At 33.2% G+C, this 23,416-nt stretch carries 20 protein-coding genes and 1 pseudogene; 14 read left to right on the top strand and 7 right to left on the bottom strand.

Annotation, left to right across the window (positions count from 1 at the left end; translation table 11 throughout):
* Positions 1-64 precede the first annotated feature (64 nt).
* Positions 65-2,104, top strand: a complete 2,040-nt coding sequence (locus CD155_RS02430) for a cation:proton antiporter (protein ID WP_002441291.1) — start codon at positions 65-67, stop codon at positions 2,102-2,104.
* A gap of 842 nt (positions 2,105-2,946) precedes the next feature.
* On the opposite strand, the gene mntC is transcribed toward CD155_RS02430, so the two are convergent.
* Genes mntC through CD155_RS02415 form a run of 3 tightly spaced genes read right to left on the bottom strand, consistent with a single transcriptional unit; the run spans position 2,947 to position 5,455 of the window.
* A complete protein-coding gene (gene mntC / locus CD155_RS02425) occupies positions 2,947-3,873 on the bottom strand; it encodes a manganese ABC transporter substrate-binding lipoprotein MntC (protein WP_002441293.1) in 927 nt (308 codons plus the stop codon).
* Positions 3,870-4,706 (bottom strand): metal ABC transporter permease, encoded by an 837-nt coding sequence (locus CD155_RS02420; RefSeq protein WP_103212417.1) that lies wholly within the window; start codon positions 4,704-4,706, stop codon positions 3,870-3,872. Before CD155_RS02420 ends, mntC begins: the two co-directional genes overlap by 4 nt.
* A complete protein-coding gene (locus tag CD155_RS02415) occupies positions 4,700-5,455 on the bottom strand; it encodes a metal ABC transporter ATP-binding protein (RefSeq protein ID WP_002441298.1) in 756 nt (251 codons plus the stop codon). The genes CD155_RS02420 and CD155_RS02415 overlap by 7 nt, the downstream gene beginning before the upstream one ends.
* Positions 5,456-5,576: 121 nt before the next feature.
* On the opposite strand from CD155_RS02415, the gene CD155_RS02410 reads away from it, so the two are divergent.
* The gene (locus CD155_RS02410) at positions 5,577-6,224 is read left to right on the top strand and encodes a metal-dependent transcriptional regulator (RefSeq protein ID WP_070832559.1); all 648 of its coding nucleotides are present in this window, start codon (positions 5,577-5,579) and stop codon (positions 6,222-6,224) included.
* A 53-nt stretch (positions 6,225-6,277) separates the two neighbouring features.
* On the opposite strand, the gene CD155_RS02405 is transcribed toward CD155_RS02410, so the two are convergent.
* Positions 6,278-7,024, bottom strand: coding sequence for a M50 family metallopeptidase (locus CD155_RS02405; protein ID WP_070832556.1), 747 nt, complete (start codon positions 7,022-7,024; stop codon positions 6,278-6,280).
* Between the two features lie 229 nt (positions 7,025-7,253).
* Here CD155_RS02405 and tarA point away from each other — a divergent pair, with 229 nt between their 5' ends.
* Positions 7,254-8,012 (top strand): N-acetylglucosaminyldiphosphoundecaprenol N-acetyl-beta-D-mannosaminyltransferase TarA, encoded by a 759-nt coding sequence (tarA, locus tag CD155_RS02400; RefSeq protein ID WP_103212416.1) that lies wholly within the window; start codon positions 7,254-7,256, stop codon positions 8,010-8,012.
* 442 nt (positions 8,013-8,454) lie between these two features.
* On the opposite strand, the gene CD155_RS02395 is transcribed toward tarA, so the two are convergent.
* The 3 genes from CD155_RS02395 to tagH form a co-directional block, all read right to left on the bottom strand.
* Positions 8,455-9,480, bottom strand: coding sequence for an NAD-dependent formate dehydrogenase (locus tag CD155_RS02395; RefSeq protein WP_103212415.1), 1,026 nt, complete (start codon positions 9,478-9,480; stop codon positions 8,455-8,457).
* Between the two features lie 203 nt (positions 9,481-9,683).
* Complete coding sequence (locus CD155_RS02390; RefSeq protein WP_037541156.1) at positions 9,684-10,046, bottom strand: Na-translocating system protein MpsC family protein; 363 nt, start codon at positions 10,044-10,046, stop codon at positions 9,684-9,686.
* A 108-nt stretch (positions 10,047-10,154) separates the two neighbouring features.
* On the bottom strand, positions 10,155-10,949 hold the full coding sequence (gene tagH, locus CD155_RS02385; RefSeq protein ID WP_037541157.1) for a teichoic acids export ABC transporter ATP-binding subunit TagH: 795 nt from the start codon (positions 10,947-10,949) through the stop codon (positions 10,155-10,157).
* 392 nt (positions 10,950-11,341) lie between these two features.
* Here tagH and tagG point away from each other — a divergent pair, with 392 nt between their 5' ends.
* From tagG to CD155_RS02330, 11 genes and pseudogenes are all read left to right on the top strand, one after another.
* Positions 11,342-12,154, top strand: coding sequence for a teichoic acids export ABC transporter permease subunit TagG (gene tagG / locus CD155_RS02380; RefSeq protein WP_002441312.1), 813 nt, complete (start codon positions 11,342-11,344; stop codon positions 12,152-12,154).
* Positions 12,155-12,320: 166 nt separating this feature from the next.
* On the top strand, positions 12,321-13,415 hold the full coding sequence (tarB, locus tag CD155_RS02375) for a teichoic acid glycerol-phosphate primase TarB (protein WP_103212414.1): 1,095 nt from the start codon (positions 12,321-12,323) through the stop codon (positions 13,413-13,415).
* Entirely contained in the window at positions 13,412-14,476 is a 1,065-nt protein-coding gene (locus CD155_RS02370) for a glycosyltransferase family 2 protein (protein ID WP_103212413.1), read from the top strand. Before tarB ends, CD155_RS02370 begins: the two co-directional genes overlap by 4 nt.
* Positions 14,477-14,627: 151 nt before the next feature.
* Positions 14,628-15,026, top strand: a complete 399-nt coding sequence (gene tagD / locus CD155_RS02365; RefSeq protein WP_002441318.1) for a glycerol-3-phosphate cytidylyltransferase — start codon at positions 14,628-14,630, stop codon at positions 15,024-15,026.
* Between the two features lie 485 nt (positions 15,027-15,511).
* Positions 15,512-17,239 carry an ABC transporter ATP-binding protein gene (locus tag CD155_RS02360; protein ID WP_002441320.1) on the top strand — a complete coding sequence of 576 codons (1,728 nt, stop codon included), beginning with the start codon at positions 15,512-15,514 and terminating at the stop codon, positions 17,237-17,239.
* Positions 17,240-17,541: 302 nt separating this feature from the next.
* Positions 17,542-18,771: a NupC/NupG family nucleoside CNT transporter gene (locus tag CD155_RS02355; protein ID WP_103212412.1), complete on the top strand. Its 1,230-nt coding sequence runs from the start codon at positions 17,542-17,544 to the stop codon at positions 18,769-18,771.
* Positions 18,772-18,991: 220 nt separating this feature from the next.
* A pseudogene (locus tag CD155_RS02350) lies at positions 18,992-19,083 on the top strand (hypothetical protein).
* Positions 19,084-19,296: 213 nt separating this feature from the next.
* Positions 19,297-20,130, top strand: coding sequence for a YitT family protein (locus tag CD155_RS02345; RefSeq protein ID WP_002441324.1), 834 nt, complete (start codon positions 19,297-19,299; stop codon positions 20,128-20,130).
* Positions 20,131-20,482: 352 nt separating this feature from the next.
* Entirely contained in the window at positions 20,483-21,280 is a 798-nt protein-coding gene (locus CD155_RS02340; RefSeq protein WP_002441326.1) for an ABC transporter ATP-binding protein, read from the top strand.
* Between the two features lie 27 nt (positions 21,281-21,307).
* Positions 21,308-22,312 (top strand): FecCD family ABC transporter permease, encoded by a 1,005-nt coding sequence (locus CD155_RS02335; RefSeq protein ID WP_002441329.1) that lies wholly within the window; start codon positions 21,308-21,310, stop codon positions 22,310-22,312.
* Positions 22,309-23,325 carry a FecCD family ABC transporter permease gene (locus CD155_RS02330; RefSeq protein ID WP_002441332.1) on the top strand — a complete coding sequence of 339 codons (1,017 nt, stop codon included), beginning with the start codon at positions 22,309-22,311 and terminating at the stop codon, positions 23,323-23,325. Before CD155_RS02335 ends, CD155_RS02330 begins: the two co-directional genes overlap by 4 nt.
* Positions 23,326-23,416 lie beyond the last annotated feature (91 nt).

The following is a 23,416-nucleotide window of genomic DNA, read 5'->3' as shown; positions in this document are numbered from 1 at the left end:
GAGACATTTATATTTGATATTTATTACTTAATTTTCAATTAAAAATTAATAGAGAGGTGAAAGTTTGGAGATATTTGAAACTTTACTCATTTTTACTACAGTAGTTATTGTAAGCTCCTTTGTCCATACTTTCATACCTAAAGTACCTCTTGCATTTATCCAAATCGTTCTTGGGATGTTGTTATATCTCACTCCAATTCCAGTACAATTTAACTTTGACTCTGAGTTGTTTATGGTAACGCTTATCGCGCCGTTATTATTCGTTGAAGGGGTTAATGTTTCAAGAGTACATTTAAGAAAGTATATTAAACCCGTAATGATGATGGCCCTAGGTCTCGTTATTACAACCGTCATTGGGGTAGGTCTATTTGTACATTGGATCTGGCCGGATTTACCAATTGGCGCTGCATTCGCGATAGCAGCAATATTATGTCCTACTGATGCGGTTGCAGTTCAAGCTATTACAAATGGGAAGGTATTACCAAAAGGGTCGTTAACGATTCTCGAAGGTGAATCACTACTTAATGATGCTGCCGGTATCATTTCTTTTAAAATTGCTGTTGGCGTGTTAATTACAGGTACGTTTTCAATCTTCGATGCAGTTCAACAATTTCTTATCGCATCTATTGGTGGTGCAATTGTAGGTCTACTTATAGGTATGGCACTTGTTCGATTCCGTCTCACATTAATGCGACGCGGTATTGAAAACATTAATATGTTTACCTTTATTCAGTTATTAACACCATTTGTAACGTATATCATTGCTGAACTTTTCCATGCATCTGGTATTATTGCGGCGGTCGTTGCAGGTCTTGTACATGGCTTTGAACGTGATCGTATCGCTCAAACGCGTACGCAGTTACAGATGAGTTATAACCATACTTGGAATATTTTAGGTTACGTTTTAAATGGTTTTGTCTTTTCAATACTAGGATTCTTAGTTCCTGAAGTCATTGTGAAGATTATTAAAACTGAACCACACAATTTATTATTCTTAATCGTGATTACAGTACTTGTGGCCTTAGCAGTATACTTGTTCAGATTTGTATGGGTCTATGTCCTTTATCCTTATTTTTATTTATCAGTCAGTCCATTCCAGAAAATGATTTCTAAAGACGATGATGATAAAAAGACAGAGAAAAAACCTAAGAGAAGCTTATATGCACTGATTATGACGCTCTGTGGGGTACACGGGACAATTTCATTAGCTATCGCGTTAACATTACCTTATTACTTAGCCGATCATCACTCATTCCAATATAGAAATGATTTATTATTTATTGCATCTGGCATGGTTATTATTAGTTTAGTGATTGCTCAAGTTTTACTCCCTCTTGTAACGCCAGATAAACCTAAAGTGAAAGTAGGAAATATGACGTTCAAAGAAGCCAGAGTGTATATTTTAGAGCATGTCATAGATTACTTAAATCAGAAATCAACGTTTGAAACAAGTTATCGTTATGGCAATGTGATTAAAGAATATCACGATAAACTCACGTTCCTTAAAACAGTTGAGAAGGAAGACGAAAACTCTAAAGAGTTAGAACGACTTCAAAAAATTGCCTTTAATGTTGAGACTAAGACATTGGAAAAACTTGTTGATGATGGAGACATTACTGATAGTGTGCTTGAAAACTATATGCGCTATGCTGAACGTACGCAAGTGTATAAGCAAGCCTCACTCTTCCGAAGAATTACGGTGGCATTAAGAGGAATGTTATTAAAACGTCGTGTTAAAACGAAAATTAATTCAGCATCATCATTAAGCGTAACGGATAACTTGCTCGAATTAGGTAAGATTAATAAATTAGTTCACTATAATGTAGTAAGTCGACTTTCAAAAGAAGCGACAACAGATAACAAGTTAGAAGTAGGTATGATTTGTGATGGTTATCTCATGCGTATTGACAACTTAACGCCGAATAATTTCTTTAATTCTCCAAGTGAAGATACCATTACACGAATTAAGTTAAATGCTTTAAGAGAGCAACGTCGCGTTTTACGAGAGTTAATTGAAGATGAAGAAATTACAGAAGGTACAGCGTTGAAATTAAGAGAATCCATCAACTATGACGAAATGGTTATTGTTGATAGTAAGACATAATCTTATTTAAAAAACGATAGCTTAATCTGTAAATATTGATTGGATAGAGAAATGAATAACTATGATATGAGCAATAAGATGGTTTCAACTAGAATCCATTTTATTGCTTTTTTATACATTCAATTCTACGTTACTTATTGTATGTTTTGGCTTTTTCAAAAATTCTACTTCGTATTTTTTCAATTTATTTGGTATTTAAATTTTATGATTCACGTATAAATGCAAAATAAAAAAGTTGCACTAATCTCAACATAATTAGTGCAACTGGGTACTCCATGGGGGAGGATTAAAAATACCATGGAGATAGCTTAGTGATAGATGAAAGCTATCACATCAAGTGATTATTTGTGGCTTCAGTAACTACTCAGAGTTGAATAGAACTGATATGTACTACTTGAGGGATGTTATAGATGTTAAGTAACAGTAGTACATGTTGTTAGTAACATTACTATTGTTTATCGCTCAGAAACAAAGTAATGCTTGAGTTGTTTTCGCAGTGATTATAACTCCGTATTTTTTAGTGAGAGAGTGGGGCTCTATTATGTTTGTGCGAAATATACTCCTAACTAACACCACCATATCGTGTGTAAAAAGATGTAGTTTATATTATAGGAGGGTAATATAAATGAAAAACACACGATATGGGACTGCTAGTTATATTCTTACAACATATGTATGTTTGATACATTAGAATCACTCAGGATGAACATAATCATGGAATGGTTGTAAGTAGTCACATCACATTTTATTGTGCGTCCAGTATTAAATGTATGAACGGAAGTGATAGTGACATAGACTAAATATGTTCATCCGAGAATTCTAAATATTTCTATATACCTCTACTACTTCATGCTGCCATGAATTGTATCGATATTGGATTTCATCATTTTGTAGTATGAATCTCCTTTTGTTCCTTCTTTACCAATAGAATCTGTAAATACTTCTCCGTAAATATCTTTATTTGTTTCTTCAGATAGACTTTGCATCGCTTTTTTATCAACACTTGTTTCGACTAATAGATGTTTTAAGTGATTGTCTTTAACAAAGCGAATCGCTTGTTTCATTTGTCCCGGAGTTCCTTGTTTCTCAGTATTAATCTCCCAGATGTAACCTGGTTTGACGTTAAATTGTTTAGCAAAGTATTTAAATGCACCTTCACTTGTCATCATGGCACGTTGATCTTTAGGAATATCATCGAATTTGTTTTTACTATTTTTATTTAGTTTTTCAAGTTCAGCCAAATAGGCTTTACCATGCTTTTTAAATGTTGATTGGTGTTGTTTATCATAATGAATTAAAGTTTGTTGAATTGTTTTAACATATTTAATACCGTTATCTAAACTCAACCATGCATGTGGATCTTGTTTGCTCTTGTTGCCATTTTCACCATTTAAGTAAATAGGATCGACGTCTTTAGATGTTGCAATCACACTCTTATCTTTCGTAGACTTTCCTGCTTGTTTAAGTGCCTTTTCAAACCAACCGTTGCCAGTTTCAAGATTTAATCCATTATAGAAAATGACATCAGCATCAGTGAGCGCCTTGATATCTTTAGGTTTCACCTCATATTCATGTGGGTCTTGTCCGACCGGAACAATGCTATGAACGTCCACTTTATCGCCACCAACATGCTTAACCATGTCGTAAAGAATTGAGTTTGTTGTTACAACTTGTAACTTACCACCATGAGAGCTATGCTCATTGTGCTGATTCCCACATGCTGCAAGAATCATGATAAATGCTAATGCTAAAGCAAAGATTTTCTTCAAGTTAAAGCGCCTCTTTTCTGTCTGTTTATAATTCTAGTGCTAGCTAATGTAATTACGTAAATTGTGAATGTACAAAGGACGATTGTTGCGCCACTTGGTACGTTATAAATATAACTAAAGTACAATCCGATAATTGAACTTACTACACTAATGATGCTTGCTATAATCATCATGCTGTACAACTGCTTACTGATTAGAAATGCTGTTGAAGCAGGTGTGATGAGTAAAGCTACAACAAGGATAATTCCTACGGTCTGAATACTTGCGACTGTTACAAGTGCAAGTAAGAGCATGACGAAGTAATGAATTAATGTAGTGTTTAGTCCACTCATTCGGCTAAATGTTTCATCAAAGGTAGAAATCATTAAAGGTCTGTAGAATATAATAATGAGTGTAATCACACTTATACCGATAATGATTGTTGTCCAAAATGATTGATTCGTAATGGCAAGTAAATTACCGAATAAAATGTGATATAGGTCAGTTGTACTGTTAATTAAGCTAATAATAATGACTCCTGTAGCTAGGAAAGCTGTAAAACTAATCCCTATAGCAGCATCTGGTTTTGTCTTACTCTTAGAAGTGATAAAACCGATAAATAAACTTGCGATCATTCCTGTCACTAATGCTCCGATAAACATTGGAATATTGAAGAGGAATGATAATGCCACGCCAGGTAGTACGGCATGACTCATAGCGTCTCCCATTAAAGATAGTCCTCTAAGAACGATAATGCTTCCCACTGTACCGCACACAACCCCTACTAGAATAGAAGTGATTAATGCACGATTTAAAAATTGATAACTTAACAAATGATTAAAGAAGTCTAACATTTAACACACGCACTCCCTTGTGTAGATTCAAGTGGTGATAAATGATTATCAAAATTCATGAATGTTGCATTTAAACGTTCAGAAGATAACGCTTCTTTAGGTGCGCCTAAGTATCTTATAGTCTGATTGAGCAATAAAATACGATCGAAGTATTGTTCAGCTTTTGATAAATCATGATGCACAATCAAAATTAATTTCCCTAAATGTTTAAGATGTCTAATCTTATTCATGATGAGTTGTTCACTGTAAATATCGATGCCAACAAAGGGTTCATCAAAACAGTAGATATCACTATCACTCATTAATGCTCTTGCGACAAGTACACGTTGTAATTGTCCACCACTTAATTGAGAAATTTGCCTATGACGTAACTCGTCTAATTCTAAATCTTTGAGCAATTGATTGAGTTTAGTCTTTTCGGTGATTTCTGGTCTTTTAAACCATCCGATGACTTGATAGCAACCTGAAAGCACAACTTGTTCTACTTTGATAGGAAAATCTAAATCTAATTGTGCTTTTTGAGGAATGTATGTGATATATCTTAGTTGAGTATGTATAGGGCGGTCATATAGCAACTTTGTCCCTGTGGCTTTAAATTCCCCAATAAAAGCTTTCAGTAATGACGATTTCCCAGCGCCATTAGGACCAACGATGCCAACAATTTCACCACTTATAGGTAAAGAGAAAGAGACATTTTTAAGTACATGCTTTTTCCCTAGAAATAGATTTAATTGGTCTATTTTTAACAAAAATTATAACCTCCTAATTAAAAGTTTAGGTTAACCTAATTTATTTTATAATAAACGTTGAAGTTTTAACATGTCAAGTGAATTCATGATACAATAAGGTGAATGCGTGTGAGGTGAAATGATGTTAACTGAAGAAAAAGAGGATTACTTGAAAGCAATTTTAACGAATGACGGCGATGTATCCTTTGTGTCAAATAAACAATTATCTCAATTTCTAAATATTAAACCACCATCTGTCAGTGAAATGATAGGACGCTTAGAAAAGGAAGGCTATGTAGAAACAAAACACTATAAAGGTGCACGTTTAACAGAAGCGGGTCTTAACCAAACGCTCGATATCATTAAACGTCATCGTTTATTGGAGTTATTTTTAATAGAAATCTTACAATACAACTGGGAAGAGGTTCATCAAGAGGCGGAAATCCTTGAACACCGCATTTCCGATTTGTTTGTAGAACGTTTAGATAAAACATTGAATTATCCTGAAACGTGTCCTCATGGTGGTGTGATTCCAAGAGATCATCAATATAAAGAGTTATATACGACATCTATATTAGAATTTGAACCTGGGGATCATGTTGTAGTGAGACGTGTACGTGATAAAACAGAGTTACTTGTATATCTTTCCAGTAAAGACATTTATATAGGCAATGAAGTCGAAATCGTTTCAAAGGATGACACAAACAAAGTGATTATCATTAAACGAAACGATATAGTGACGATATTAAGTTATGAGAATGCGATGAATATCTTTGCTGACAAACAATAAAAGCTTAAGTTCTTAATGAAAAAATGTGTAAATCATTAAGAGCTTAAGCTTTTTTATAAAATCGTATATTTGATGAGTAGATAAACTGTATAGAGATTGAAGGCAATCCATAACACACTATAAATGACTGTAGGGACTCTAGTAATCTCAGTTAAAGCACTGCCATCCCAACTCGGCTTAGGACGTTGGAAGGTTAGGTTAAATATCGTCCATGAGGATTGAAGAATTTCCCCTAAAAGGACACCTAAAATGAAATGATAACTTAGTGACACAATATCATACATTATCATTTGATTATCATGTTGGAATAAAAAGTAAAGTAGTATTCCAATAAGCAATATGACTATGATAGGTGATAATTTACGAGATGTTAGAATTAAAAAGTAAATAAAAATAAATAGATATGATACTAGGAAAATACTTGGATGTTGATAATGTGCGGCTACTAAGCCAATTAAAAACATAATCGGTGGCATTAAATAGCCGCCAATGGTAGTAATGAATTGTCCAAGGTAACTTCTCGATTGTGTAATGGCGTAGCCTTGTTGCAAGGTTGATTGTCGTTCTTTAGGACTTGTAACAATAACAAGATCTTTAGCGCGTCCACCTGCAAGTCTATTAAATAAAACATGTCCGAACTCATGTGTTAAAACTGGAATATAATTAAGGTAAACATCTAAAAATTGATTGATACTTTTATGTCGATGTTGATGAATGACGATGTATACAATGCTTATCAATATGATTAAATAAATATTTAAATGAATGACTGTTGTGAAAAAGTTTTCTAGGTATGTCATGAATGTGAACCTCGTGTAATAGATTTTATTATAATCACTTAAAATTTATTATAAATGAAAATGTAGTTTATGGCTTTTGGACTTTAGATGTAAATTAGGACGTAAACATTTCTAGTTTAATTTTCGATGTGGTAAAATAGACCGTACATTTTTAAAGAGAAAGTAATTAAAATTCTAATGATAAATAATACAAATAGAATAATACACGAAGTGAAGTGGGGCTTTAGGGATGAATAACGAGCAATTCAATAACAGTAAAGTAAATATACTAGGTGTTCAATTTAACAACACGACGATGTTGGAAATGACTAAAAATATTAAATCATTTTTTGAAAAAAATGAAAGTCAAAATTTATTTATAGTGACAGCTAACCCTGAAATTGTAGATTATGCAACAGAGCACCCTTCATATATGGATTTAATCAATGAAGCAGATTATGTTGTAGCTGATGGCACGGGGGTTGTTAAAGCCTCTAAACGTTTGAATGAACCATTAAGACGACGTGTTCCAGGAATTGAATTACTTGAAGAATGCTTAAAAATTGCTAATGCTAAGCACCAACGTGTTTATTTGCTTGGTTCCAAAAATGAAATTATTGAAGCGGCTGAACGTAAGTTGAATTTAAAATATCCTGATGTCACTTTTGCACATCATCACGGTTACATCAATTTAGAAGATGAAACGGTCGTCAAACGTATAACAAGTTTCAATCCAGATTATATTTTTGTAGGGATGGGCTTCCCTAAACAAGAACAATGGATCCATAAACATCACGATAAATTTAAACAAACAGTAATGATGGGTGTTGGAGGTTCTTTTGAAGTGCTAAGTGGTGCCAAAAAGCGTGCGCCTAAGTTATACCAAAAGCTAAATATTGAATGGGTATTTAGATTACTCATTGATTGGAAGAGAATTGGAAGAATGGTAAGTATTCCAAAATTTATGCTAAAAGTATCAAAACAAAAAAGAAAAATGAAATCGAAATAATTAAAAATAGAGAGAGGTGGTTCAGGGAGGCCACCTCTCTCTTTCTATTTGAAAAGGGATAACATTATTTTAAGGTTTTGACTACTCAATTACTTCACAGGGAAGGGGTAGAAAGTAATTGAGTGTGTAATTAGATTTATAAATAATATCAAGGTTGTTGAAAGCTTGTTCAATGTCTTAGTGTAAGCGAACAGGGGAACTTACACGGCTAATAACAATTTTGATTTTTGGGAAAGGTATAACGTTAACGCATTAGCCTTCTAGACATTGACTTAAGCACAAAGAGTACATCGTAACTATTAAGTCTGATATGGCGCTTTTAATAGCCATGCCTCTTTTTAATATTTCATTTGTAGTTAGGGTTGTAATTATTGAAATAGTTGAGTTTTTATTTTGAACAAAAATGAATCAGAATAACATTTATTTTTCCGTTATAGTGCAATTATTTAGCAGTATAGCTTGAGCTTGAAATTTTTCCGCTAGAAACAATAACATCTTTGTCTTGGAATGCTTCATTATTAAAGAAACGATTTAAGATATCTTTAACACCATCTTCAATACGTTTTTGAGATTCTAAAGTCATACCTGAATAGTGAATAGTCATACCGTTTCTAGGCATAGTTCTCCAAGGGTGATCTGCTGGAGCTGGTTGTGGGTACCATACGTCACCGGCATAACCTTGAATTTGACCACTATTAACAGCATCAACTAATGCTTGTGTGTTCACGATTTTACCACGTGCAGTATTAACTAAATAGCTACCTTTTTTCATTTTGCTTAACACATCTTCATCGAATAAGTTATCTGTAGAAGGTGTTAATGGTGCGTGAATAGTGATTGCATCACTTGTTTTTACAAGTTCTTCGAATTCAACAAATTTAGAGTTTTCGTTATCTTTTTGATTGATTGGGTCATAGTGTTGCATAGTTACATTGAATGGTTTTAAGCGCTCAGCAACTAATTGACCAATACGACCGAAACCAAAGATACCGATTGTTTTATTTTGTAGTTCGCGAGCTTGGTTACCAACTTTAGATAAATCCCATTCGCCTTCAACTGATTGACGGTGTCCTTCCATAAAGTTACGTAATACAATAAGTAAGTCCATTACGGCATGTTCAGCAACACTTACTGTATTACTACCAGTTACTTCAACAACACCTACATCGTGTTTACTTGCTGCATCTAAATCAACATGGTCAGAACCTACACCAGCTGTGATAGCTAATTTTAAGTTTGGTGCTTTTTCGATTCTTTCTTTAGTCATATATGCAGGGTAGAATGGAGCACTGATAACAATGTCCATGTCACTTAAGTGTTTATCTAAATCTTCCTCACCATTTTTTAAGATAACTAATTCATGGTCTGAATCTTTTAAGAATTCTCTAAGACCGATTGCTTTGTCAGTGTTTAATAATTGGTTATCTAAAACTTCATCTGTTTCTGGGAATAATGCTACAATTTTCATAATCTATACACTCCTAAATTTAGAATTTTTTACTAAAACTTTAGTAATTCTATGATGAGAGCACTTATAACGTTTATAAAAAAATACTCAGCCTATTTGTTTTAACCACCTCCTCAAATATATGTATGACTCACATAATTATTCGAACAAAGTGGGTTAGCAAACAGCACTGAGTACCTTACACCAATCCCGTAATATTTAATTTATTCTTCAATTGATCTATCAAAAACGAAAATCGACACTACTTCGTCGTCTTCTAAATTAACATCTGTAAAAAGTTTTACGAATTTTGCTCCGACAAGTTCCTCCATCTCTACAGGAGGATTTTGTTTATATAATTCTTTAATTTCTTCAGTACGTCCGTATTTAAGCATACTCTCAAAATCTTTATTTCGCAAATAAAAATTTTCAACCTTACTTAAACTTCCAGACATATGACAAACTGCCCAATTATCTTTGAAAAAGACTTTAACTTGTTCTGGGCCTTTACCAATATAAGATTTACGGTAAGAGCGTACTAAATTCGCAAATTGTTGGGTTTTCTTATTAGATACTATCTCTGTCACCCTCTTTAATTTACGCTTTATTTGTGACAACTTTGTGTAACTCTTATTTTCATCATAATACGAGTTTCATATTTTGAAAAGGGATAAGCTCAAATTAATTGAAAATAATTATTTGACCACGAAACGTGTTTCGTCTAATTCATTTCTAAAGGCTTTTTGTTCAGCTTTTGATTTCTTCTTAAATGATTTTAAAAATTCTTCATATTTAGGTAAGACGTCCTCAAGTTCGCCAAAATCTTTAAGTTTGCCGCCTTCAATCCAAGCAATCTTAGTACAGAATTCTCTAACTTGGCGAATATTATGGCTAACAAAAAATATAGTTTTTTTAGCCTCTTTAAATTCATAGATTTTATCTAAGCATTTTTGAGTGAAAGTTTGATCCCCAACAGATAATGCTTCGTCAATAACTAAAATATCAGGATTAACAGTAACATTAATTGAAAAACCTAACTTCGCACGCATACCACTTGAATATTTTTTAACAGGTTGATAAATAAATTCGCCTAATTCACTAAAATCAATAATCTTTGGCATTAATTCTTTGATTTCTTTACGTTTGAATCCCATGCATAACATTTTAAATTCAATATTTTCAACGCCTGTCAATTGTCCATTAAGACCTGCATTAATGGCAATCACACTAACGTCGCCATGCCTTTCGATCTCTCCTGAAGTAGGGGACAATGATCCACCAATCATATTACTTAATGTAGATTTGCCTGAACCATTGATACCCACTAATCCAATGACATCACCTTCATGGGCAGTGAGTGAAACGTTATCTAAAGCGAAGAAAGTTTTATTTTTATTTTTAGGTATTAAGGCATCTTTGATACGATCTTTATTATTTCTATATATACGGTATTCTTTTGTTACATTTTCAATATTTACCGAAACACTCATTTTGGTACCTTCCTTATATACATTTGTATAGATTATAATATACAACACATCAGTTGTTAAATTTATTAACCTGGTGTAAAGTGTATAGGTGATTTTGTTAAAACTAAGTAAAATTTAAATCATCATATACTTATTTTAAGAAATATGTGAAACGAACGAATGTATTAAAAATTTTGTCATTCCTTTAAGCATCTTATTATACACATAAAATTTAAAGATGATGATCGTTACAGTTTTTAACGTAAATGATTGTATAATATAATAAGCTTGTAATAAACAATAAGCTATCATTTCAAATAAAGTTAAATTGAAAAAGTAAGTTTAAAAGACTCATTATTAAAGTTTTACAATAGATCGTGTTCTATTGCATTGAGAAAGCGTGGTTGGGTTTAATGTCAGCAGTTGGAACTGTTTTAAAAGAACATATTAAAAACTTCTATTTAATTCAAAGACTGGCACAATTTCAAATTAAAATCTCAAATCATAGTAACTATTTAGGTATGGCATGGGAAATTTTAAATCCTGCCTTACAAATTATGGTTTACTGGATTGTTTTCGGTCTAGGAATTAGAAGTAATGCACCTATTCATGGTATTCCATTTGTATTTTGGTTACTCGTAGGAATTAGTATGTGGTTCTTTATTAACCAAGGGGTACTTGAAGGTACCAAATCTATTTCACAAAAATTTAATCAAGTTGCTAAAATGAATTTCCCTTTATCAATTATTCCAACATATATTGTTACAAGTAGATTCTATGGTCATTTAGGACTGTTAGTCATTATTATCATAGCATGTATGTTTAAAGGGATTTTTCCTACCATTCATATTATACAATTATTGATTTATGTGCCTTTTGCATATTTATTAACATCATCTGTAGCACTTTTAACGTCTACATTAGGGATACTTGTTAGAGATACGCAAATGATTATGCAAGCATTAATGAGAATATTATTCTATATGTCTCCAATTCTTTGGGTACCAAAGAACCATGGTGTAAGTGGTATTATTCACAAAATTATGATGTTTAACCCAGTGTACTTTATCGCTGAGTCATATCGTGCAGCAATTTTATTCCATCAATGGTATTTTATCGACCATTGGAAGTTGATGTTATATAACATTTGCATCATCATCGTATTCTTTATTATTGGTTCAATACTTCATAAACGTTATAGAGATCATTTTGCTGATTTCTTGTAATACTATATACCAATTGCCTTGGTCCATTTAGGATCGAGGCATTTTTTGAAAATGAAACCATCTAAGACTTATTTACGAGCATGAAAGTGGCGGCTATCATTTTCTAAGTGAGAGAGAATCGTATATAATTTAGAAATACGATTGAGTAATTAAAGACGGTGAAAACATGAGAATTCTAATTAAAAAAGTATATATGATAATGATTACGTTATTAAATATGATATATAAGCCACTAAAGTTAAAGCGTGACCATATTGTTGTGATGATGACCTTCAAGCAGGATGTACTTCCGATTATCGAAGCGCTTCATCAACAGGGTTATCACTTAACAATTATTGGTAAAATACAAGATCACTCACTTATTGAAGGCTTGGAAAATACAACATTCATTCCAGCGGGGAATAAAAATATTGTGAGTCACATGAAAGCGTTAAGTACAGCAAAAGTGATTGTTATCGACACTTATTACTTAATGATGGGTGGATATCATAAGAAAAAAGGGCAAACAGTTATTCAAACATGGCATGCTTCGGGGGCACTTAAAGATTTTGGACTTACTGATCACCAAGTTGATTTGAATAATAAAGCGATGGTCGAGCAATATAAACGTGTTTATAATGCAACAGATTATTACTTGGTTGGTGGAGATGAAATGGCACGTTGTTTTGAAGCATCGTTTGAAGCTCAACCTGAACAAATGTTAAAGTTTGGACTTCCTAGATTAGTGAAATATTTGAATATGAATATTGAAAAAGAACAACAAAGATTAAAAGAGAAGTATCATATTAAGAACAAATTAGCTGTTTACGTACCGACATATAGAGAATCGAAGGTTGCAAATCGAACAATAAATAAAGAAATATTTGAGCAACAATTACCAGAATATACATTAATGAGTCACTTGCATCCTTCCATTAGCGAAAGAGATACTTCTCAAGATATAGATGTTGCTTCATTAATGGTGATGGCAGATGTCATTATAAGTGATTACAGTTCATTGCCTATTGAAGCTAGTCTATTAAATAAACCTACGTTTTTTTATAACTATGATGAGAAAGACTATGAAAAAGTAAGAGGTTTAAATCCTTTCTATTATGAAATTCCGAAAAAATATAAATTTGCTGATGAAACAAGTTTAATTCAGGCATTAGGGAAAGCGGAGAAAGAATTTCAACCTCTATTTCACTCTTGGCATCAATATAATACGAAAGCAAGTTTAAGCCAGTTAGTTAATTTTATAAATAAGTTGGTGAAACAATGAAATTAGCAATAATTATTCCGGCGTATAATGCTGAAGATACGATAAAACGTGCGATACTCTCAGTTGATACACAATCAGATTATGAAATTATATGTGTTAACGATGGTTCGACTGACAATACGAAACGCGTTCTTACAGAACTTCAAAAAGTACATCCAAATATTAAGGTCATTAATCAAGATAACCAAGGTGCAGCACGTAGTAGAAATGTTGGTTTAGATGCAATGTCTGATGACGTTGAAGGATTCCTGTTCTTAGATGCAGATGATGAATTTCTACCAAGTAGAATTGATTTATTGGTAGAAGCCTTTCAGAAAAATGAAGAAACGGACGTAGTGATAGGACAAATTGCTAGAGGTGTAAATGGAGAATGGAAAGTGATTCCTACTCATGAAGATATAGTGGAAGATGCGTTAGTTACACTTGATCGTAAGCCTGAAATTATGCAATCCATTGGCCCTGGAGCGAAGTTGTTCAGTGCTAAGTACGCAGGATTACGTTTTGATGAAGATGTCGTATTTTGTGAGGAACATACATTTATCGTGAGGGCATTTTCTAAAGCACGAGATATTCAACTCATATCTAACATCGTTTATGGATATAATGAGAGAGAAGGGTCAGTCACTGCTCAACGCGCTGATACGTTTTTACCTTATATGAAAGATGCCTTGAAGGTCCGCCAACGTGTGATGGATTTATTATTATTGACTGATGAAAAGACATATTATAGTTATCGAATGGATAATTTAATTGTCAGCTATCTCATTCAAGCGCACTTAATGAAGAATAGCCAAATGACCCAATCATTGATGGATAGCGTGATATCATATATTCATTCCATGCAACATACACATTATTCCGGAAATGCTATGTTTAGAATTGTTAGAGCTGTTGAACAAAGCGCGACAAATTGGACAAAGGATTTGTATCAACAGTGGAGGAAGGCTTTAAGTGAAGTAGGCATCGGACGTCCGGGTTACTTACGCTTTAAAGTGTCAGTGCTACCGAAACGTGTATCATTTTCAGGGAAGCAATCACTCAAGCGTGTGTTGAGAAAGTAGTCAATAAACATTAAATTTCGGTTTAGAGCACATTTATAGTGTGAAAAACCAAGTAATCAACTATTATTGAATTAATGGTAAGGGTTAAATATTTATGCTACATTAAGATTGTAAATTTTTATTAAATTTTAAGTTAAGGAGAATACGTATCATGAAACGAGTAATTACTTATGGTACATATGATTTGTTACATTATGGTCATATCGAATTATTGAGAAGAGCACGTGAAATGGGCGATTACCTTATCGTTGCACTCTCTACAGATGAATTCAATCAAATCAAAAATAAAAAGTCTTATTATGATTATGAACAACGTAAAATGATGCTAGAGTCAATTCGTTATGTTGATTTAGTGATTCCTGAAGAAGGTTGGGGTCAAAAAGAAAAAGATGTTGATCGCTTTGATGTTGATGTCTTTGTTATGGGCCACGATTGGGAAGGCGAATTTGATTTCTTAAAGGATAAATGTGAAGTGATTTATCTTAATCGTACAGAAGGAATCTCAACAACTAAGATTAAACAAGAATTATATGGTAAAGACGCGAAATAATTTAGAATATCAAACAGATGTACTATCCAAAGATGGTATGTCTGTTTTTTATTATTTAAAAGTATAAAAGAATAGGGAAACACTTTCGTCAGTTCAATCAAAAGGTGTTATAATAACAATTACGAAGAACATAGTTATAATGAACGTAGAACAAGAGGTCGGGACAAAAGAGTTTAGGATTTGATCAGGACCGAACAGTGAGTAAAATTGTTTCTCAATTCTTATCGAATTGTGAGTGTTACTGCCGAAAATCCTGCTTTTGGGACGCCGTTAATCGGTTTTCCCAGAGCATAAATGTTAAAGGTCCCAGCCTCGTATATATATGAGTAAGTGCTAGTTATTTTTAAGAATAAATCTATCCAATGAAGCTAAATGTTTTCTTTAATAAAATAAATTGCGAATCACTTTATTATTTGGGATTGAGATGGATATATAGTATGATTGAGCAAAATGAAAATATGACAATTAAAGACGAGGTATAACAAATGAAACAACAAAACCCTTTATTTTTCTTATTTAAAAGGCTTTCGTGGCCATACGGGTTAATCATTGCAGCGGTCATTATTACTTCGTTAGGAAGTTTAAGTGGTTTATTAGTGCCTCTATTTACAGGACGTTTAGTTGATAAATTTTCTGTAAGTAGTATGAATTGGGGCATGATAGCTATCTTTGGTGCAATTTTCTTAGTCAATGCATTGCTGAGTGGTGTTGGTTTATACTTACTCAGTAAAATTGGTGAGAAAATTATATATGCCATTCGATCAATATTGTGGGAACATATCATCCAATTAAAAATGCCGTTCTTTGATAAAAACGAAAGTGGTCAATTAATGAGCCGTCTCACTGATGACACAAAGGTTATTAATGAATTTATTTCTCAAAAGTTACCTAATTTATTACCATCTGTATTAACTTTAATAGGTTCATTAATCATGTTATTTATCATGGATTGGAAATTAACATTGCTAACCTTTATCACCATACCAGTATTTGTCTTTATCATGATCCCATTAGGACGTGTGATGCAAAGAATTTCTACAAATACACAAACTGAAATCGCTAATTTTAGTGGTTTACTTGGTAGAGTGTTAACTGAAATGAGACTGGTTAAAGTTTCTAATACTGAAAGATTAGAGTTAGATAATGCACATGTAAATTTAAAGAAAATCTATCATCTAGGTTTAAAACAAGCTAAAATTTCAGCAATTGTTCAACCAATCTCAGGCGTCGTGATGTTACTTACGATTGCGATTATTCTTGGATTTGGTGCATTAGAAATCGGAACAGGTGCTATTACACCAGGTACATTAATTGCAATGATTTTCTATGTGATTCAATTATCTATGCCATTGATCAATCTGTCTACTTTGGTTACAGATTATAAAAAAGCAGTCGGAGCAAGTCACCGTATCTATGAAATCATGCAAGAGCCAATTGAACGAACTGAAGCACTATCTGAGTCTGAAAATGACCTTGTAGAAGATGGTGAATTAAGCTTTGAACATGTAGATTTCAAATATGACATCAAGAAGATTCTTGATGATGTATCATTTGATATACCTCAAGGTAAGGTGAGTGCCTTTGTAGGACCTTCTGGTTCAGGTAAAAGTACTATTTTCAATTTAATTGAGCGTATGTATGAGATTGAAAGTGGTGACATTAAATATAACGATCGTAGTATTTATGATATTCCACTATCAAAATGGCGTACTAAAATCGGTTACGTGATGCAGTCTAACTCAATGATGAGCGGTACGATTAGAGACAATATTTTATATGGTATTAATAGAGAAGTAACAGACGAAGAATTAATTGAATATGCCAAATTAGCAAATTGTCATGAATTCATTATGCAGTTCGATGAAGGTTATGACACTATGGTTGGTGAACGAGGACTTAAATTATCTGGTGGCCAACGTCAACGTATTGATATAGCTAGAAGTTTCGTTAAGAATCCAGATATTCTTTTATTAGATGAAGCTACCGCTAACTTAGATAGTGAAAGTGAAGTTAAGATTCAAGAAGCACTTGAAACATTAATGGAAGGTAGAACAACTGTTGTGATTGCGCATCGTCTTTCTACTATTAAAAAAGCAGGTCAAATTATTTTCATTGATAAAGGTCAAGTTACTGGTAAAGGTACACATGGAGAATTAATGCAATCCCATGAAAAATATAAAAACTTTGTCACATCTCAAAAATTATCAGATTAGCATCAAGTCACGTTCCACGAAAATGTGGAGCGTGTTTTTTTAGTATTATTTACGTAAATATTTTGTAAAACCGTTATTTTAACCCAAATTTACAAGTGGTATAATGAATTTTGTAAGATTAAGAGAACTTTTTATATACATAATGTCAAATAGTACGGAAAACAAACGTTTTCAAAATATTAAAGTCTTATATTGTTCAATATTTATAGGGATAATTATGATTAAATATTTGATGGTCTTACAGTTTTGAGTGAGTTTTAAATAAATATATAAATGACAAATATTAAATAGGTAGGTGCCAAATGTTTTTATTAATTAATATCATTGGGTTAATCGTCTTTCTTGGTGTGGCTGTGTTATGTTCAAGAAATCGGAAAAATATCCAATGGAAATCGATATTAATCTTAGTTATTTTGAATTTATTCTTAGCATGGTTCTTTATTTATTTTGATTGGGGAAGAAATGGAGTTAAAGGCGCGGCTAATGGTATTGCTTGGGTCATAGAATCCGCGCATCAGGGTACAGGATTCGCTTTCGCTAGTTTCACATCTGGAAAGCAAATGGATATGGCTGTAAGTGCCCTGTTTCCTATCTTACTTATCGTACCTTTATTTGATATATTAATGTATTTCAATATACTTCCAAAGATTATTGGGGGAATTGGCTGGGTGCTCGCGAAGATTACACGTCAGCCTAAATTCGAGTCATTCTTTGGTGTTGAAATGATGTTCTTAGGAAATACTGAAGCGTTGGCTGTATCTAATGAACAACTGAAACGTATGAATGAAATGCGTGTATTGACAGTAGCTATGATGTCTATGAGTTCAGTCTCAGGTGCGATTGTCGGGGCTTATGTACAAATGATTCCTGGTGAGCTTGTTCTGACAGCGATACCACTTAATATTATCAACGCAATAATTGTATCGTCTATTCTAAATCCTGTTTCAGTGGAAGAAAAAGAAGATATCATCTATAGCATTAAAGATCATCAAATCGAACGTCAACCTTTCTTCTCTTTCTTAGGAGATTCAGTTTTAGCAGCAGGTAAATTAGTACTGATTATTATCGCTTTTGTTATTAGTTTCGTCGCATTGGCAGACTTAATCGATCGTTTCATTAATCTGATTACCGGTCTAATTGCTCAAGGTTTTGGCTGGAAAGGAAGTTTTGGTCTAAACCAAATTTTAGGTGTCTTCATGTATCCATTTGCTTTATTATTAGGTCTACCTTTCAACGAAGCATGGGATGTCGCACAACAAATGGCTAAGAAGATTGTAACTAATGAGTTCGTTGTTATGGGTGAGATTTCTAAACAAGTGAATTCATTCTCACCACATCATCGTGCTGTGATATCAACGTTCTTAGTATCATTTGCGAACTTCTCAACGATTGGTATGATTGTAGGTACGTTAAAAGGAATTGTTGATAAGAAAACATCAGATTTTGTATCTAAGTATGTACCGATGATGCTTCTTGCAGGTATTTTAGTGTCATTACTTACTGCAGCATTTGTAGGTTTATTTGCTTGGTAATATGATTTCTAATAAATAGAGTATGAAAAAGAGTGAACGTCGTAGGTAGCGAACGTTCACTCTTTTGTATTTTATGAGGTATATTTATATTTAGGAAAATGATAAAAACCAAGTATAGAAAGTGAGGAGACACTTCTTATACTTGGCTTTTATGGGAAATGAATATTAATGTACTTGTAACGGTAAGGACTAGGTACTGTCACAGTACTTCGAGCAAAATTTGTTTTGTTACTATAAACAACACAAAGGAGATAACTTCTCTTTCAAGAAGTTAAAATCATTATAGCAGACCTTTCTTTAAAAGTAAATTAAAAATTCAGAAAATTTAAATTTATTTGTCTATTGGCGTTTTATTAACCTGTTTTTTTACGAGCTAGCACAGTATGGATAAAAAAATAATTTATTTGTGTTCTATAATTAATGCTTTTCTTAAAAATAAAATTATTTGTGAGTATATTATTGTGAGAAATTATAAGCGTATGCTACCATTTTGATACATGAGAGAAAAACTAAAGGGGTGATTGAATGAATAAAACAATTCGAGATATATTATTAGTTATTGCTGGTTCATTCATATTCTCAGCAGGCGTTAATGCGTTTATTATTTCTGGTAATTTAGGTGAGGGAGGCGTTACCGGAATAGCGATTGTGTTATATTATGCATTCCATTTATCACCTGCGATTACTAACTTTGTAGTCAACGCTATTTTAATCATAGTTGGATATAAGTACTTGAGTAAGCGCAGCATGTATTTAACGATCGTTGCGACGATTCTTATTTCCATATTTTTAGATTTAACAGAATCTTGGCATGTTCATACTGGTAACTTGATTGTTAACGCAGTATTTGGTGGAATATGTATCGGCGTCGGTATAGGAGTTATTGTATTAGCAGGCGGAACTACTGCTGGTACAGTAATCTTAGCAAGAATTGTTAATAAATATCTGGATATTAGTACACCTTATGCATTACTATTCTTTGATTTACTTGTGGTATTGATTTCACTAACTCAAATATCATTAGATAAAGCACTTGTCACAGTGATTTCGCTATATATTGGAACGAAGGTAATGGAATATGTGATTGAAGGACTCAATACGAAAAAGGCAATGACAATTATTTCAAGTACACCTGATGAAGTTGCAAAAGCAATCGATGAACAAGTGGGTAGAGGTTTAACAATTTTAAACGGCCATGGTTATTATACGCGCGAAGAAAAAGATGTGCTCTATGTAGTGATTTCTAAAACACAAGTTTCACGTGCAAAACGTATCATTAGAAATATTGACGAAAATGCTTTTCTCGTTATTCACGATGTACGTGATGTGTATGGTAATGGCTTTTTAGTAGATGAATAAATTTAAATAAAAATGACGCTAGAATTGGATATTGATCCTGAAATATTAGCTCTAAGATGATTTTAAGAAATTGTCTTAGAGCTTAATTTTTTATCCATAATTTAATCATCTATTTAGTATTAAATTTCTCGTTGCAACTTCGTTTTCGTTAGTCTAGTTTTCGAAAAAATTAAAATGTATTAAACAATTCATATCAATATTTGTTAGTCAATCTTGAATAGAGATGTTATAATATAGTCTATGATAATGATTATCAATTACAGTTGGTAATCAAATAAACGATAAACTTTTAACGAAAATACTATGTTTTTACGATATAAATGCATTATTTATAAATGAAAGTAGGGGAACTATGAGTCGTTTAAACGGAGAACAAGTGAAAATTGGTTATGGAGACACTACGATTATTAATAATTTAGATGTAGAAATACCAGATGGTAAGGTGACTTCTATTATTGGGCCAAACGGTTGTGGGAAGTCAACATTGCTCAAAGCGCTATCTCGTTTATTATCCATTAAAGATGGCGCAATTAATTTAGATGGCGAAAGTATTCACGCGCAATCCACAAAAGAAATTGCTAAGAAAATCGCAATTTTACCTCAATCACCTGAAGTTGCTGATGGTTTAACAGTTGGTGAGTTAGTTTCTTATGGACGTTTCCCACATCAAAAAGGCTTTGGTCGTTTATCAGCTGAAGATAAAAAAGAAATTGATTGGGCGTTAACAGTTACAGGAACAAGTGATTTCCGTCATCGTTCAATTAATGACTTAAGTGGTGGTCAAAGACAACGTGTGTGGATAGCAATGGCTCTAGCACAACGTACTGATATTATCTTTTTAGATGAACCTACCACTTATCTAGATATTTGCCACCAATTAGAAATTTTAGAACTCGTCCAAAAATTAAATGAAGAACAAGGCTGTACGATCGTGATGGTATTACATGATATTAATCAAGCAATTCGTTTCTCAGATCATCTTATTGCAATGAAAGATGGAAATATCGTTGCAAATGGCTCAACACAAGAAGTACTTACGAAAGACATTTTAGAAAAAGTATTTAATATTGATGTTGTTCTTGATCAAGATCCGCGAACTGGTAAACCCCTCCTTGTTACTTATGATTTATTTTGCAAGACGTATTCGTAATAGGGAAGGCAAAAGGGATAAATAACCATGTTTGAAAAAAATAAAAATGAAAACATCAAGTTCGTTTCTCTCATAATAGGAAGTATAATAGTGCTAATTCTAGCACTATTTCTTTCTATTATATTTGGAAAAGCACATGTTAGTATTCCAACTATTTTTGATGCAATTTTCAATTATAATCCAAAAAATCAAGATCATAATATTATTAGCGAAATTAGAATCCCTAGAGATTTAGGTGCAGTATTAGTTGGTATGGCTTTAGCGGTTTCTGGTGCAGTTATCCAAGGTGTTACAAAAAATGGACTTGCTGATCCGAGTTTAATAGGTTTGAATTCAGGCGCTACGTTTGGGCTGGCGATGACTTATGCCTTCTACCCAGAAGCGCCGTTTTTATTATTAATGGTTTCAGGGTTTCTAGGTGCATTACTCGGTGGTTTTATCGTTTTAATGATAGGACGTTCTAGACGAGATGGATTTAACCCAATGAGAATCATTTTAGCAGGTGCAGCTATCAGTGCGTTGCTTACAGCTTTAAGCCAAGGTGTTGCACTCGTATTTAGATTAAATCAGTCACTAACATTTTGGAGTGCAGGGGGCGTCTCTGGTACGACATGGGGACAATTAATTTGGAGTGGCCCCATAGTTATCATTACGTTAATTTTCATCTTATTAATTAGTAAACAACTTACAATTTTAAATTTAGGTGAATCACTCGCTAAAGGTTTAGGTCAAAATGTTTCAGTCATTCGTGGGATAAGCATGATTTTATCTATGATACTTGCTGGCGTAGCGGTTGCGATGGTTGGCCAAATTGCCTTTGTAGGTTTGATGGTGCCACATATTGTTCGTTTTATTATAGGTACAGATTATTCTAAAGTCATTCCACTTACAGCATTATTTGGAGGCATTTTAGTTCTGATTGCCGATATGCTTGCAAGATTATTAGGTGAAGCCCCTGTAGGAGCGATTATTTCATTTATTGGCGTGCCATACTTTTTATACCTTGTTAAAAAAGGAGGGCGCTCAATATGATAGATCCTAGATTAAGACGCAAGCAAATCATTACTTTCATCATATTTGCTGTTCTACTTTTTGCAGCATGTACATGGAGTATCGCTTCTGGTGAATATAAAATTCCAGTGTCTAACTTCTTCAAAACACTATTAGGTCAAGGAGATTATACAGATTCGCTCATTCTTATCGATTTCCGTTTACCTCGAATGCTCATTACGATTTTAGCGGGTGCTGCATTAAGTTTGAGTGGTGCTGTTATTCAAAGTGTAACGAAGAACCCTATTGCAGAACCTGGCATTCTAGGTATTAATGCAGGCGGTGGTTTCGCGATTGCTTTATTTGTGACAATCGGTCAAGTGAAGCCAGATAACTTCGTATACGCATTACCTGTGATTAGTTTAATTGGCGGCATTGCTACAGCTTTAGTGATATTTGTGTTCAGTATCAATAAATATCATGGGCTAACTCCAGCAAGTATGGTATTGATCGGTGTTGGTATGCAAACCGCACTATATGGTGGCTCTATAACACTGATGTCAAAATTTGATGAAGATCAATCTGAGTTTATGGCCTCATGGTTTGCAGGTAGTATATGGGGAGACGATTGGACATTTGTTATCGCATTTATTCCATGGATGATCGTCATTGTTCCGTATCTTCTATTTAAATCTAATGAATTAAATATTATTAATACGCATGAACATATAGCGAAAGGATTGGGTATTAAAGTTGAACGTGAAAGAATAATCTTGTTCTTTATCGCTGTTATCTTATCTTCAGTAGCTGTAGCCGTTGCTGGTGCGATTTCATTTATTGGTTTAATGGGACCTCATATTGCTAAACGCATCGTGGGTCCTCGTCATCAACTTTTCTTACCTATAGCGATTTTAGTTGGTGCATTTTTACTTGTATTCTCTGATACATTAGGAAAAGTCATCTTACAACCATCTGGCGTGCCCGCAGGAATTGTTGTTGCCATTATTGGAGCACCATACTTCTTATATCTCATGTATAGAACAAAAAGCGTATAAATTTGTTATAGCCGTCATTAAAATCAAATCGATTTTAATGGCGGCTTTTGTATATATTTCAAACAAGATGAAATCATTTTTTAGAAAAGGT

The organism is Staphylococcus caprae (genome assembly GCF_002902725.1).
GTDB lineage: Bacteria > Bacillota > Bacilli > Staphylococcales > Staphylococcaceae > Staphylococcus > Staphylococcus caprae.
This window is presented reverse-complemented; position numbering and strand designations above follow the sequence as displayed.

Excerpts from the sequence above, each read along its gene's own strand:
- CD155_RS02410 (WP_070832559.1), top strand. The coding sequence starts at position 5,577 with ATGTTAACTGAAGAAAAAGAGGATTACTTGAAAGCAATTTTAACGAAT.
- CD155_RS02405 (WP_070832556.1), bottom strand. The coding sequence starts at position 7,024 with ATGACATACCTAGAAAACTTTTTCACAACAGTCATTCATTTAAATATT.
- tagH (WP_037541157.1), bottom strand. The coding sequence starts at position 10,949 with ATGAGTGTTTCGGTAAATATTGAAAATGTAACAAAAGAATACCGTATA.
- CD155_RS02330 (WP_002441332.1), top strand. The coding sequence starts at position 22,309 with ATGATAGATCCTAGATTAAGACGCAAGCAAATCATTACTTTCATCATA.
- tagD (WP_002441318.1), top strand. The coding sequence starts at position 14,628 with ATGAAACGAGTAATTACTTATGGTACATATGATTTGTTACATTATGGT.
- tarA (WP_103212416.1), top strand. The coding sequence starts at position 7,254 with ATGAATAACGAGCAATTCAATAACAGTAAAGTAAATATACTAGGTGTT.
- CD155_RS02340 (WP_002441326.1), top strand. The coding sequence starts at position 20,483 with ATGAGTCGTTTAAACGGAGAACAAGTGAAAATTGGTTATGGAGACACT.
- CD155_RS02360 (WP_002441320.1), top strand. The coding sequence starts at position 15,512 with ATGAAACAACAAAACCCTTTATTTTTCTTATTTAAAAGGCTTTCGTGG.
- CD155_RS02345 (WP_002441324.1), top strand. The coding sequence starts at position 19,297 with ATGAATAAAACAATTCGAGATATATTATTAGTTATTGCTGGTTCATTC.
- CD155_RS02355 (WP_103212412.1), top strand. The coding sequence starts at position 17,542 with ATGTTTTTATTAATTAATATCATTGGGTTAATCGTCTTTCTTGGTGTG.
- CD155_RS02370 (WP_103212413.1), top strand. The coding sequence starts at position 13,412 with ATGAAATTAGCAATAATTATTCCGGCGTATAATGCTGAAGATACGATA.
- CD155_RS02395 (WP_103212415.1), bottom strand. The coding sequence starts at position 9,480 with ATGAAAATTGTAGCATTATTCCCAGAAACAGATGAAGTTTTAGATAAC.
- CD155_RS02335 (WP_002441329.1), top strand. The coding sequence starts at position 21,308 with ATGTTTGAAAAAAATAAAAATGAAAACATCAAGTTCGTTTCTCTCATA.
- tarB (WP_103212414.1), top strand. The coding sequence starts at position 12,321 with ATGAGAATTCTAATTAAAAAAGTATATATGATAATGATTACGTTATTA.
- CD155_RS02420 (WP_103212417.1), bottom strand. The coding sequence starts at position 4,706 with ATGTTAGACTTCTTTAATCATTTGTTAAGTTATCAATTTTTAAATCGT.
- tagG (WP_002441312.1), top strand. The coding sequence starts at position 11,342 with ATGTCAGCAGTTGGAACTGTTTTAAAAGAACATATTAAAAACTTCTAT.